The following is a 12,106-nucleotide window of genomic DNA, read 5'->3' as shown; positions in this document are numbered from 1 at the left end:
CCGGTGCACGCCGGCGGCCGCGGCGCCGATCCGCTCGGTGACGCGGGAGGTCAGCTCGCGGAGCGCCGGGGTCTGCCGGTGCGCGGTGCCGAGCACGACGCGCGTCACCGGCACGCCCAGCCGCGACCCGAGCTGGCCGAGCGCCGCGACCTCCGCCCCGCGGAAGGTGGTGGAGGCCACATCGGGGTCGCCGAACGCGATGACCGCGATGCCGCGGGCCGCCACGGCGCGCAGCAGGGCGATCGTGGCGACGGTGGCCTCCTGGAGGTCGTCGACGAACAGCGCCCGGAGCCCGTCGAGGGAGCTGCCCTCGCGGACGACGGGCACGGCCGATGCGATCAGTTCGGCGGAGTCGACGTAGCCGCCGCGGAAGCTGTCGAGGACGCTCTGGTACTCGGCGATGAAGCGGCCCGCGGCCCGCCACTCGTCACGACCGGCGATCGCGCCCAGCTCGGCCAGCCGCGCGGGCGACACGCCGCGCTCGGCGGACCGCCCGATGAGCTCGCGGAGCTCAGTGCGGAACCCGCGCAGGACGCGCACCTCCGGGCCGAGGGACGCCGGCCAGACCGGGCCGGTGCCGTCCTCCAGGTGCCCGCTCAGCAGCTCTGTGATGATCTGGTCCTGCTCGCCGCCGGTGAGCAGCCGCGGCGGCTCCCAGCCGTTGCGTCTGGACTGCTCGCCGACGAGCTGGAACGCGAGGGAGGTCGCCGTGCGGGCCAGCGGGCCGGGCGTCGGCACCCCCAGCCGCAGCGAGATGCGGTCGCGCAGGGCGGTCGCCGCGGCACGGGAGGCGCTCAGCGCGAGCACCTCCGACGCGGCGTAACCGCGCTCGTGCACGCGCTCGGCGATCGCCTCCACCAGTGCCGTCGTCTTGCCCGTGCCCGGCGCGCCGAGCACCGCGGCCGACGCCCCGTCCGGCAGCGCGAGCACCTCGCGCTGCGCGGGGTCGAGCGGCTCCGCGAGGCCGCCGGCCGCGTCGTCGGCGCGCGGACGGAAACCTCGGGTGGACATGACTTCACGGTATCGGCGTCCGCCGACAGAGAACGCGATCCGAGCCCGCGAGCCGCGTGCCGTAGTCTGAACTCGCACCCCGCTGGTCTGATTCGAAAGGCACATCCCGTGGAGATCCGTATCGGAATCGTCAACGCCCCCCGCGAGCTCAGCTTCGAGTCGGCCCAGTCGGCCGAGGAGCTCACCGAGCAGATCCAGGCCGGCATCGCCAGCGGCACCGGCATCCTCAAGCTCTCGGACGACAAGGGCCGGATCTACATCGTCCCGACCGCGGGCATCGCGTATGTCGAGGTCGGCACCGAGGAGTCGCGCCGCATCGGCTTCGTCGGCTAGATTCCCGAGCGTGGAACTGCTCTTCGTCGCGCTCGCCGGCGCCATCCTCGGCCTCGGCGCGCGGTACCTCCTGCCCAACCGTCACACGCACGGCTCCGTGCTCATCCCCGCGCTGGGCGTGAGCGTCGCGTGCGTGCTCTGGGTCGCCCTCACCTGGGCCGGCCTGAAGTGGAACGGGGGCTGGATCTGGTGGATCACCCTCGTCGGCACCGCCGTCGTCGTCGTCGTGGCCGACCTCGTGATCGGTAGGCTCCGCACGGCCCACGACGAGAAGCTGCTGCACACCCTCGCGCGCGGCGCCGTCGCCCGCTGAGCCGCGCCGCTGTTGCGCGCTGAGCCGCGCCGCCGGGTCGGCCGTCAGGCCGTCAGGCCCAGCGCATCCATCCGCCGGGTGTGCGCCGCGATCAGCTCGGTGAAGATCGGCTCGATCCGCTCCTCGTCGGCCGCCCGGTTCCCCGAGAGGTGCAGGGCCGACCGCGCGACCAGCAGCGTGTCGCCGACCAGCCGACGTCCCCACATCGCCAGCCGGGAGCCGAGCTGCGGGTCGGCCGCGATCTCGCCGCGCAGAACCTCCAGCAGGGCCTCCTGACCGGAGTCCGCGCCCAGGAGCTGCTGGATCCGGGGCCCGACGTCGCCGGGCAGACCGCCGGCCAGCCGGATGAAGAAGTCGTCGAGCAGGCCGCCCGACATCAGCGCGGCCAGCAGCGTCTCGCGCCAGTCGGAACCGACCAGCAGCGCGCGGAAGCCCTCGATCTCCTCCGCGAACGGCCGCATGGCCTCCGCGGGCTCGTCGCCGCGCCGGCGGATCTCCGCGACGATGCCCTGATGCTTGGAGATCGCCAGGCCGGCGGCGACGGAGACGACCTCCTTCGCGGCGAGCGCGTCGGTGTCGGCAGCCACCCTGGACAGCGTCTGGAACTGCTCGAGCTGCAGGTACGCCGCCTGGCCCAGATAGGGCAGCAGGTCGGGCATCACCTCGTGCAGGTCGACTCGGACCGTCGCCGGAGGCATCCGCTGGTTGAGGCGGGGCAGCTCGACCGTGGGCCGGCGTCTGGTGAACCACGTTGACACGTACAGCAGTGTAACGGGGAGGTCCAGTAAGCTTGTGGTGCCGTCGGCGCAGGATCGACGGCCCTGCGCCTGCGACGAGAACAGGGCGTGGAACTCACTATTCGAACCGACAGGCACCCTTACGTGACTTTCTCAGAACTCAACATCGACCAGGACATGGTGGACGCGCTCGCCTCCAAGGGCATCTTCGAGCCGTTCCCGATCCAGTCCCAGACCATCCCGCTCGCCCTCGCCGGCCAGGACATCATCGGCCAGGCCAAGACGGGTACCGGCAAGACCTTCGGCTTCGGCCTCCCGATCATCCAGCGCCTCGGGCTGGACCCGGAGCCCGGCGTCCAGGCGCTCGTCGTCGTCCCGACCCGCGAGCTCGCCGTCCAGGTCTTCGAAGACCTGGAGCAGGCCGCCTCCAACCGCCCGACCGCGGTCACCGCGATCTACGGCGGCAAGGCGTACGAGGGCCAGATCGCCCAGCTCAAGGCCGGCGCGCAGATCGTCGTCGGCACCCCCGGCCGACTGCTCGACCTCGCGGGCCAGCGCCTCCTGAACCTCTCGCACGTCAAGGAGATGGTGCTGGACGAGGCCGACAAGATGCTCGACCTCGGCTTCCTCTCCGACATCGAGAAGCTCTTCGCGCAGACCCCGGCGACGCGTCATACCATGCTGTTCTCGGCGACAATGCCCGGCCCGATCGTCGCGCTGGCCCGCCGCTTCATGACCCGCCCGATCCACATCCGCGCCAGCGACCCCGACGAGGGCCAGATCCAGGCGAACATCAAGCACCTCATCTACCGGGCGCACTCGCTCGACAAGGACGAGGTCGTCGCCCGCATCCTCCAGGCCGAGGGCCGCGGCAAGACCGTGATCTTCACGCGCACCAAGCGCGCCGCGGCCAAGCTGGTCGAGGAGCTCGGCGACCGCGGCTTCAACACCGCGGCCGTCCACGGCGACCTCAACCAGGAGCAGCGCGAGCGCGCGATGGCGGCCTTCAAGGCCGGCAAGAAGGACGTGCTGATCGCCACCGACGTCGCCGCGCGCGGCATCGACGTGGACGACGTCACGCACGTCATCAACCACACCATCCCCGACGACGAGAAGACCTACCTGCACCGCGCCGGCCGCACCGGCCGCGCGGGCAAGACCGGTATCGCCGTGACCTTCGTGGACTGGGAGGACCTGCACAAGTGGGCCCTCATCAACCGCGCGCTGGAGTTCGGCCAGCCGGATCCGACCGAGACCTACTCGTCGTCGCCGCACCTGTACACCGACCTCGACATCCCGGAGGGCGCGAAGGGCCGGCTGAAGTCGACCCCGGCCGTCAAGGCTCCGGAGACGCAGGACGGCGCCCGGCACGACTCCTCCCGCCCCGGCGGTCAGAGCGCCCAGGGCGACGGCCAGCGCTCGCGCAACCGCCGCCGCACCCGCACCGGGGGCTCCGACCAGGCAGCGGCTTCGACCGGCTCGACGGGCTCGGCCGACTCCGCAGCAGCCGGCGACGAGCACAAGTCGCCCGCGGCCGGCACGCACGACGGCGGCGGATCGCAGCACCGCGACGGCAACAGCGCGCCGCGCCGACGTCGCCGCCGTTCGCGCGGCGGCTCCCCCGCCACGCCTGCCAGCTGAGCGCACTCGCACTGACGGAACATGCCGCCTGCCGACTCCGGCAGGCGGCATTTTCCGTCCGTTCGACGCCCGGTGCGGGTCAGTACCAGTTGGGGTCGTGGCTCATCTCGAAGTTCCACGCCGCGCACGGCGAGCCGTAGGCCCGGTTGATGTAGTCGAGGCCCCAGTTCACCTGGGTGTTCTGGTTCGTCATCCAGTCGGGTCCGGCCGAGGCCATCTTGCTCGCCGGCCACGCCTGCGGGATGCCGTAGGCGCCGCTCGAGGTGTTGTACGCGTCCGCGCGCCAGCCCGACTCGTGGTTCCAGAGCTTGATCAGGCAGCCCATCTGGTCCTGACCCCAGCCGTACGCGCCCAGCCGGCTGGAGGCGTACGCCTGCGCTGCCGCGGGGTCGACGTTCATCCCGGGCGGGGGCGCGAAGCCGTCCGCCCCGCCGCCGGGGTTCGCGGCCTGCGCTGCGGCGGCGGCCGCGGCGAGTCCCGCCGCGCGCTGCTGCTCGACGGCCGCGGCGGTGTTCTGCAGCGACGCGAGCTGCGAGTAGAGCGTGTTGGCGTGCTGCTTCTGGTCGGCGAGCTGGGCGTCGGCCGTCGCTTTGGCGTCGTTCGCCACCTGCAGCGCCTTCTGCGCTTCCTTGTCGAGCTGGTCGCGGATCTTCTGCGCCGCCGAGGCCTGCTCGCTGAGCGCGGCGGCGACGTTCTTCTGCGCGGCGGCCTGCGCGAACAGGCCGGAGGCCTGGTCGGCGAGCTTGGAGACCGCGCCGAGCTGGTACAGCAACGACGGCCGCGAGCCCGCCGCCGACGTCCCCTCGGAGGCGCCCGCACCGCCGAGGAACAGCCGGATCGACACGTCGGAGGTCCCGGACCGGGTGAGCTGGGCCGCGAACTTGCCGCTCTGGGCGCGCAGCTCGTCCGCCCGTGCCGCGGCGGCCTGCGCCTGCTGGCCGATGTCCTGCGCCTTCGCCGTCGCCGCCGTGAGCGCGGCCTCGGCCTGGCCGTACTCGCCGAGGCGCTTCACCGCCAGGTCGCCCGCCGCGTTGGCCGACGCCTGCAGCGACGCCAGCAGCCCGTTGATGCGGTCGACCTCGGCCTGGGCCGCGGCGACGTTCGCCTTGGCCGCCTGCACGTCGTCCCACGAGGGGTAGGTGTCCGCGTTCGCGGGAGCCGCTCCTCCCGCCACCGTCAGGGCGCCGACCAGCACAGCCGCAGCGAAAGAAGACGTCCAGAGTCGCCGAGACACACGTACCTCGCTTCCTGATCCCCGCGGACCAGGCTAACGGGAGGTTGCGCTCATCCGTAGAAGGGCGCCGCGCCTGTCGCTTCTTCGATCATCAGGTCGACCACGGCCGGATCCGTCGTGTTCTCGCCCAGCCGGTTGGGCTTGCCCGCACCGTGGTAGTCGCTGGAGCCGGTGATCTGCAGGCCGTACTTGGCCGCATAGCCGCGCAGCACCTCCACGCCCTCCGGCCGGTTCTCGCGGTGATCGAGCTCGAAACCGAACAGCCCGGCCTTGACGAGCCTGCGCAGCCGGTCCTCCGGGATGACGCCGCGGCTGCTCGTGGCGGGATGCGCGAGCACGGGCACTCCCCCGGCGCCCCGGATGAGCCGGATCCCGGTCGCCGGGTCGGGCGCGTAATGCGGCCGGAAGTAGCCGCTGCGCCAGTGCAGGATGCCGGCGAAGGCCGCGCTGCGGTCGGCGGCCAGTCCGCGGGCCACGAGCGCGTCGGCGATGTGCGGCCGGCCGACCGTCGCGCCCTCGGTCGCCTGCGCGAGCACGTCGGCCCAGGTGATGTCGTAGTCCTCGGCGATGCGGCGCACCATGTCCTCCGCACGCCGCATCCGGCCCTGACGGATGCGGCTGGTCTCGGCGACGAGCGCCTCGTCCGCCGGGTCGAAGAGGTAGCCGAGCATGTGCACGCTCGCGAACTCGATGCGGGTGGAGAGCTCCATGCCCGGGATGACGGTGATGCCGACCTCCGCGCCGGCCTCGGCTGCGGACGCCCAGCCCGCCGTCGAGTCGTGGTCGGTGAGCGCGACCGTGCCGAGTCCGGCGGCCGCGGCGGCGCGCACCAGCTCGGCGGGGGTCTCCGTGCCGTCCGACACGCTGGAGTGCGTGTGGAGGTCGACGGGACCGCGGAACCGTCGCGCATCAGCCATGCCCACCATCCTAGGAGTGGAAGAATGGTCGCCATGTCGTCCGAGAACACCACAGCGCCCGCTCCCGCCGACCGCGAGGAGGCGCCGCGCGCCACGGCCAACCGCTCCACCACCCCTGGATCGGAGAACTTCCGCGAGTACATCGGCAGCAACTGGGCCGAGCGCCCGGAGATCCTGCCCGGCTCCCGCGAGCAGGCCGCCTACGCCGCCGCCCGGCGCGCCCGGGTGTCCGAGCTGTTCCCCGGGCAGCGGCTGATCATCCCGGCCGGCCGGCTCAAGCAGCGCTCCAACGACACCGACTACGCGTTCCGGGCGCACTCCGCGTTCACGCACCTGACCGGCTGGGGCTCCGACGCCGAGCCCGGCAGCGTGCTCGTGCTGGAGCCGCACGACGGCCGCCACGTCGCGACGCTGTACTTCCGCGAGCGCGCCGGCCGCGACTCCGACGAGTTCTACGCGAACCCGGAGATCGGCGAGTTCTGGATCGGTCCGCGCCCGTCGCTCGCCCAGGTCGCCAGCGACCTCGACCTCCCGACCCGCGGCATCGCCGAGGTGGAGGCCGTGCTCGACGCGGTCGACGCCGCCACCCTCGTCCTGCGGGAGGCCGACCCGGAGCTGACCGACCGGGTGGACGCCGCCCGCCTGGTGCTCGCGGCCGAGGCCGGAGCCGAAGTCGGCGACGCCGCCCGCGACCCTGAGGACCACGCGGAGGACGACCGTCTCGCCCGCGACCTCTCCGAGCTGCGCCTGGTGAAGGACGCGTACGAGCTCGCCGAGCTGCGCAGCGCGATCGCCGCCACCGCGGCCGGCTTCGACGACGTGGTCGCCGACCTCGGCCGTATCGTCGCGCACCCGCGCGGCGAGCGGATCGTGGAGGGCGTCTTCAACGCGCGCGCCCGGCTCGACGGCAACGCGGTCGGCTACGACACGATCGCCGCCAGCGGCCCGCACGCCTGCATCCTGCACTGGACGCGCAACGACGGCCCCGTGGTGCCGGGCGACCTGATCCTGATCGACGCCGGCGTGGAGGTCGACAGCCTCTACACCGCCGACATCACGCGCACCCTCCCGATCGACGGCACGTTCACCGAGACCCAGCGCCTGGTCTACGAGACGGTGCGGGAGGCCGCGGACGCCGCGTTCGCGATCGTGCGCCCCGGCATCCGCTTCCGTGAGATCCACGCGGCCGCGATGGCGGTCATCGCCCGCCGCACCGCCGAGTGGGGACTGCTGCCGGTATCCGCGGAGGAGGCGCTGCAGGCGGACAACCAGTACCACCGCCGCTACATGGTGCACGGCACCAGCCACCACCTCGGCCTCGACGTGCACGACTGCGCCCAGGCCCGCCGCGAGCTCTACCTCGACGGCGAGCTGGAGCCGGGAATGACGTTCACGATCGAGCCCGGCCTGTACTTCCAGCCGGACGACCTCACGGTCCCGGAGCGCTTCCGCGGCATCGGCGTGCGCATCGAGGACAACATCCTGGTGACCGCGGACGGCGCGGAGAACCTTTCCATCGCCCTCCCGCGCACGGCCGACGACGTGGAGGCCTGGGTGCGCCGTCTCTCCTGACTGGCGAAACGTGACTAATCGCGGGAATCCTTCCGGGGATACCCGCGATTACTCACGTCTCGGTGGCTAGAAGATGCGCAGGCCGATCTCGGCGGGGGCGGCCAGGAGGCTCTCGATCTCGTCGTCCAGGCGGACGAGCGTGATGGAGGCTCCGGCCATGTCGAGCGACGTGCAGTACTCCCCGACATAGCTGCGGCCGACCGTGATGCCCTTCGCGGCGAGCTGCTCGTGCGCGTGGCCGTACGCGATGTAAAGCTCGCTGATCGGCGTACCGCCGAGCCCGTTGACCATCAGCGCGACGCGGTCCCCGCGCTCGAACGGCAGGTCGGCGACGACCGGGTCGAGCAGGATGTCGACCAGGGCGTTCGAGGGCTCGATCTTCGCGCGCCGCCGCCCCGGCTCGCCGTGGATGCCGACGCCGATGATCGCGTCGTTCCAGCGGATCGGCACCCCGATGGTGGCGTGCAGGAGGTCGCGGTCTGCGCCCTCGATGTGGCCGCCGCGGACCTGCGCGTACTCCTCGAACACCACGGTTGCTCGTGCCCGCACGACCTCCCCTGTCACGCCCTCCCCGAGCGGGAAGATCTTGCCGGACTGGCAGCCGACGCCGAGGTCGGCGTCCTTGCGGTAGGTGCCTGCGGCCGCTGCCGCCCCGATCCTGCGCCCTCGCACCCCCGCAGCGCCACCCATCCCCCTCCTTCACGCACCGAGGGGCACGTCGTTGTCACTTCTCGCTTCGAAAAGTGACAACGACGTGCCCCTCGATCGTGTCAGGCCGTGGGCGGGGTGGGCGGCTGCTCGCTCGCGGGCGGCTCGGGCTGCGCCGGCGCGGGCGGCGGGTCGGACGGGTGCGCGGGCGGGGCCCACGACGCCGGCGCGGCCGGCACGTCGGCGACCCCGCCGAGCAGGTTCCGCGCCCGGTTGACCAGGTCGGAGTCGACCAGCACCGAATAGCTCGTCGCGATCACCTGCATCACCGACGTGTAGTCGCGGCGGCGGCGGTTGATCGCGTACGAGACGATGCCGAACAGCATCCCGAAGCCCGCGCCGATCAGCACCGCGGCGATGACGAACGCGTAGCTCACGCTCGGCGAGAAGATGAGCAGCAGCAGTCCGAAGAAGATGCCGAGCCACGCTCCGGAGGCCGCGCCGGCGAGCGCGACGCGCCCCCAGGTGAGCTTTCCGGTCACGCGCTCCACGCTCTTCAGGTCGCTGCCGACGATGGAGACCTTGTCCACCGGGAAGTCGGCACGGGCCAGCACGTCGACGGCCTGCTGCGCGTCGAGGTACGTCTCGTACGTGGCCACGACCTCTCCCCGTGGCATGGTCGGGAAGAGCATCCGGTTGCGTCCGCCGAGCGGGCTGGGTGTGGTCATCCCGTCATTGTCCCATCCTCACCGTGCGCCCGGCTGCTAGGGCTTAAGTTATTAGACGTGAGTACCCGCATCTTCGTCGCCCGGTTGGCCGGCACCAGCGTGTTCGACCCGGTCGGCGACCGGGTCGGCAAGGTGCGCGACGTGCTGGTGGTCTACCGCAAGGACGATCCGCCCAGCGTGGTCGGCCTCATCGTCGAGATCCCGGGCAAGCGCAGGGTGTTCCTGTCGATCGGGCGGGTGACCAGCATCTCCAGCGGTCAGATCATCACCAACGGGCTCATCAACGTTCGCCGCTTCGAGCAGCGCGGCGGCGAGGTCCGGGTCATCGCAGAGCTCCTCGGCCGCAAGGTCGTCTTCACCGACGGGACCGGCGAAGCGACGATCGAGGACGTCGCCATCCAGGAGTCCGCGACCGGCGAGTGGGCCGTGAGCCAGCTCTTCGTCCGCCGGCCCAAGTCGGGCGCCTCCCCGTTCGGCAAGGGCCCGACCACGTTCGCCGAGTGGAACGAGGTGCACGAGAAGCAGGCGCGCGGCGAGGCCCAATCCGCCGAGCAGCTGATCGCGACGTACTCGGAGCTGAAGCCCGCCGACCTGGCGAACACGCTCCTCGACCTCCCGACGCAGCGGATGCTAGAGGTGGCCGAGGAGCTGCCGGACGACCGGCTCGCCGACGTGCTGGAGGAGATGCCGGAGAGCGAGCAGGTGCAGATCCTCGCCCAGCTCGACGACGACCGCGCCGCCGACGTGCTCGACCAGATGCAGCCGGACGACGCCGCCGACCTCATCGCGCAGCTCTCGGACGAGCGCGGCGAGCACCTCCTCGAGCTCATGGAGCCCGAGGAGGCAGACGACGTCCGCATGCTCCTCAGCTACGCGCCGGACACCGCGGGCGGCCTGATGACCACCGAGCCGATCATCGTCTCGGCCGACGCCACTGTCGCCGAGGGCCTCGCCCTGATCCGCCGACACGAGCTCGCGCCGGCGCTCGGCGCGGCCGTCTGCGTGACGTTGCCGCCCTACGAGGCGCCGACCGGGCGCTTCCTCGGCATCGTGCACTTCCAGCGGATGCTGCGCTACCCGCCGCACGTCCGGCTCGGCACCCTGCTGGATCCGAGCCTGGAGCCGGTGACCGCCGACACCTCCGCCGCCGAGGTGTCCCGCATCCTCGCCAGCTACAACCTCGTCTCCGTCCCCGTCGTGGACGAGAAGCACCGGCTCGTCGGGGTGGTGACCATCGACGACATCCTCGACTACCTGCTGCCCGACGACTGGCGAAGTCAAGACGAGGACGAGCCTGTGAAGCCCCCGTCCGACGAGACCGGCAGTATCCGCATCGTGAACGGAAGGAGGGGCGGAAGTGGCACGAGGTAAGCGGGACGAGAGCCTGGACGCCCCGAAGGGCCTCCGCACCTCGGTGATCCCCCGGAGGGACCCGCTGGAGCAGAGCGACCGGTTCGGCCGGTTCACCGAGTGGATCGCGCGTGCGATGGGCACGCCGTGGTTCATCCTGGGCCTGACGATCTTCGTGGTGGCCTGGATGGCGTGGAACACCCTCGCCCCGAACCCGTGGCGGTTCGACTCGGCGGCGCTCGGGTTCATCGCCCTGACCCTCGTCCTCTCGTTGCAGGCGTCGTACGCCGCGCCCCTGATCCTGCTCGCGCAGAACCGGCAGGACGACCGCGACCGCGTGCAGATCGAGCAGGACAGGCAGCGCGCCGAGCGAAACCTCGCCGACACCGAGTATCTGGCACGGGAGGTCGTGGCCCTGCGGCTCGCGGTCAGGGACATGGCGACCAAGGACTTCATCCGGGCCGAGCTGCGCGCGCTGCTGGAGGACCTGGACAAGGGCGAGACGACCGAGACCGGGCGCGCGCGTGCCTGAGGCCGGCGTCGCCGACCTCGTCGAGCGCGCCCTCTCCGGCGTCCTCGACCCCGAGATCCGCAAGCCCGTCACCGAGCTGGACATGATCGGCGGCGTGGCGGTCGACGCCGAGGGGCACGCGACCGTGCGCGTGAAGCTCACCATCGTGGGCTGCCCGGCCGCCGACAAGATCGAGCGGGATGTCCGGGCCGCCGCCGCCTCCGTGCCCGGCGTCAGCGGCGTGACCGTCGACGTCTCCGTGATGACGCCCGCCGAGCGTGCGGCCCTCACCGAGAAGCTGCGCGGCGGGCGCGCGGCGCGGGCCCAGCAGTTCGGACCCGACTCGCTGACCCGGGTCTACGCCGTCACCAGCGGCAAGGGCGGCGTCGGCAAGTCCACCGTCACCGCGAACCTCGCCGTGGCGCTCGCCGAGCGCGGCCTGCGGGTCGGCCTGATCGACGCGGACGTGCACGGCTTCTCCATCCCCGGGCTGCTCGGGCTGACCGACGCCGACGGCGTCGCTGTGCGGCCGACGCGCGTGGACGACATGATCCTGCCGCCGGTCGCCTACGGCGTGAAGGTCATCTCGATCGGGATGTTCGTGGACTCCTCGTCCGCGGCGGTCGCCTGGCGCGGGCCGATGCTGCACCGCACCATACAGCAGTTCCTCGGGGACGTGTTCTTCGGCGACCTGGACGTGCTGCTGCTCGACCTCCCGCCCGGCACCGGCGACGTCGCCATCTCGGTCGGGCAGCTGCTGCCCCAGGCCGAGGTGCTCGTGATCACCACCCCGCAACCGGCGGCGGCCGACGTCGCCGAGCGCAGCGGCGTGGTCGCTCGCCAGACCGGCCAGCGCATCGTCGGCGTCATCGAGAACATGGCCGGGCTCGTGCAGCCGGACGGCAGCGTCCTGGAGCTGTTCGGCTCCGGCGGCGGCGTGGAGGTGGCGCGACGGCTCTCCGCCGGCCAGGACGTGCCGGTGCCGCTCCTGGCCAGCGTGCCGCTCAGCGTGCCGCTGCGCACGGGCGGCGACACGGGCGCGCCCATCGTGGTCACCGACCCGCAGGATCCGGCCGCAGCGGCGATCCGCGCCGTCGCCGCCGGGCTGGCC

Annotated in this window: 13 protein-coding genes; 7 read left to right on the top strand and 6 right to left on the bottom strand. The window is 72.2% G+C overall.

Features of this window, described 5'->3' with window-relative positions; all coding sequences use genetic code 11:
• On the bottom strand, positions 1–1,011 hold a 1,011-nt coding region (locus AC3A3H_RS00410), incomplete at its 3' end, for a UvrD-helicase domain-containing protein (protein WP_487612555.1).
• 108 nt (positions 1,012–1,119) lie between these two features.
• Between AC3A3H_RS00410 and AC3A3H_RS00405 the strand changes: the two genes are divergently transcribed.
• Positions 1,120–1,344 carry a DUF3107 domain-containing protein gene (locus tag AC3A3H_RS00405; RefSeq protein WP_487612554.1) on the top strand — a complete coding sequence of 75 codons (225 nt, stop codon included), beginning with the start codon at positions 1,120–1,122 and terminating at the stop codon, positions 1,342–1,344.
• Positions 1,345–1,354: 10 nt separating this feature from the next.
• Positions 1,355–1,657, top strand: coding sequence for a hypothetical protein (locus AC3A3H_RS00400; protein ID WP_487612553.1), 303 nt, complete (start codon positions 1,355–1,357; stop codon positions 1,655–1,657).
• A 44-nt stretch (positions 1,658–1,701) separates the two neighbouring features.
• On the opposite strand, the gene AC3A3H_RS00395 is transcribed toward AC3A3H_RS00400, so the two are convergent.
• Positions 1,702–2,415: a ferritin-like fold-containing protein gene (locus AC3A3H_RS00395; protein ID WP_487612552.1), complete on the bottom strand. Its 714-nt coding sequence runs from the start codon at positions 2,413–2,415 to the stop codon at positions 1,702–1,704.
• Between the two features lie 123 nt (positions 2,416–2,538).
• Here AC3A3H_RS00395 and AC3A3H_RS00390 point away from each other — a divergent pair, with 123 nt between their 5' ends.
• On the top strand, positions 2,539–4,035 hold the full coding sequence (locus tag AC3A3H_RS00390) for a DEAD/DEAH box helicase (protein WP_487612551.1): 1,497 nt from the start codon (positions 2,539–2,541) through the stop codon (positions 4,033–4,035).
• A gap of 79 nt (positions 4,036–4,114) precedes the next feature.
• Here the strand turns inward: AC3A3H_RS00390 and AC3A3H_RS00385 are convergent, their stop codons facing one another.
• Both AC3A3H_RS00385 and AC3A3H_RS00380 read right to left on the bottom strand, forming a co-directional pair.
• The gene (locus tag AC3A3H_RS00385) at positions 4,115–5,230 is read right to left on the bottom strand and encodes an aggregation-promoting factor C-terminal-like domain-containing protein (protein WP_487612550.1); all 1,116 of its coding nucleotides are present in this window, start codon (positions 5,228–5,230) and stop codon (positions 4,115–4,117) included.
• An 89-nt stretch (positions 5,231–5,319) separates the two neighbouring features.
• The gene (locus tag AC3A3H_RS00380) at positions 5,320–6,186 is read right to left on the bottom strand and encodes a PHP domain-containing protein (RefSeq protein WP_487612549.1); all 867 of its coding nucleotides are present in this window, start codon (positions 6,184–6,186) and stop codon (positions 5,320–5,322) included.
• Positions 6,187–6,219: 33 nt separating this feature from the next.
• On the opposite strand from AC3A3H_RS00380, the gene AC3A3H_RS00375 reads away from it, so the two are divergent.
• A complete protein-coding gene (locus tag AC3A3H_RS00375; RefSeq protein WP_487612548.1) occupies positions 6,220–7,758 on the top strand; it encodes an aminopeptidase P family protein in 1,539 nt (512 codons plus the stop codon).
• 66 nt (positions 7,759–7,824) lie between these two features.
• On the opposite strand, the gene AC3A3H_RS00370 is transcribed toward AC3A3H_RS00375, so the two are convergent.
• Together AC3A3H_RS00370 and AC3A3H_RS00365 are read right to left on the bottom strand one after the other, a co-directional pair.
• Positions 7,825–8,448, bottom strand: coding sequence for a dihydroxyacetone kinase subunit DhaK (locus tag AC3A3H_RS00370; RefSeq protein ID WP_487612547.1), 624 nt, complete (start codon positions 8,446–8,448; stop codon positions 7,825–7,827).
• Positions 8,449–8,528: 80 nt separating this feature from the next.
• Complete coding sequence (locus tag AC3A3H_RS00365; protein ID WP_487612546.1) at positions 8,529–9,134, bottom strand: YflT domain-containing protein; 606 nt, start codon at positions 9,132–9,134, stop codon at positions 8,529–8,531.
• 57 nt (positions 9,135–9,191) lie between these two features.
• Between AC3A3H_RS00365 and AC3A3H_RS00360 the strand changes: the two genes are divergently transcribed.
• The 3 genes from AC3A3H_RS00360 to AC3A3H_RS00350 form a co-directional block, all read left to right on the top strand.
• Positions 9,192–10,505, top strand: coding sequence for a magnesium transporter MgtE N-terminal domain-containing protein (locus tag AC3A3H_RS00360; protein WP_487612545.1), 1,314 nt, complete (start codon positions 9,192–9,194; stop codon positions 10,503–10,505).
• Complete coding sequence (locus tag AC3A3H_RS00355) at positions 10,492–11,016, top strand: DUF1003 domain-containing protein (RefSeq protein WP_487612544.1); 525 nt, start codon at positions 10,492–10,494, stop codon at positions 11,014–11,016. The genes AC3A3H_RS00360 and AC3A3H_RS00355 overlap by 14 nt, the downstream gene beginning before the upstream one ends.
• The coding region (locus tag AC3A3H_RS00350; protein ID WP_487612543.1) for a P-loop NTPase at positions 11,009–12,106 on the top strand (1,098 nt) is incomplete at its 3' end. The genes AC3A3H_RS00355 and AC3A3H_RS00350, both read left to right, overlap by 8 nt.

It is taken from the genome of Leifsonia sp. Soil_N53 (assembly GCF_057655165.1).
Note: the sequence above shows the minus strand (reverse complement) of the source record. Positions and strands in the feature narration are given on the sequence as shown.

Excerpts from the sequence above, each read along its gene's own strand:
- AC3A3H_RS00380 (WP_487612549.1), bottom strand. The coding sequence starts at position 6,186 with ATGGCTGATGCGCGACGGTTCCGCGGTCCCGTCGACCTCCACACGCAC.
- AC3A3H_RS00375 (WP_487612548.1), top strand. The coding sequence starts at position 6,220 with ATGTCGTCCGAGAACACCACAGCGCCCGCTCCCGCCGACCGCGAGGAG.
- AC3A3H_RS00370 (WP_487612547.1), bottom strand. The coding sequence starts at position 8,448 with ATGGGTGGCGCTGCGGGGGTGCGAGGGCGCAGGATCGGGGCGGCAGCG.
- AC3A3H_RS00365 (WP_487612546.1), bottom strand. The coding sequence starts at position 9,134 with ATGACCACACCCAGCCCGCTCGGCGGACGCAACCGGATGCTCTTCCCG.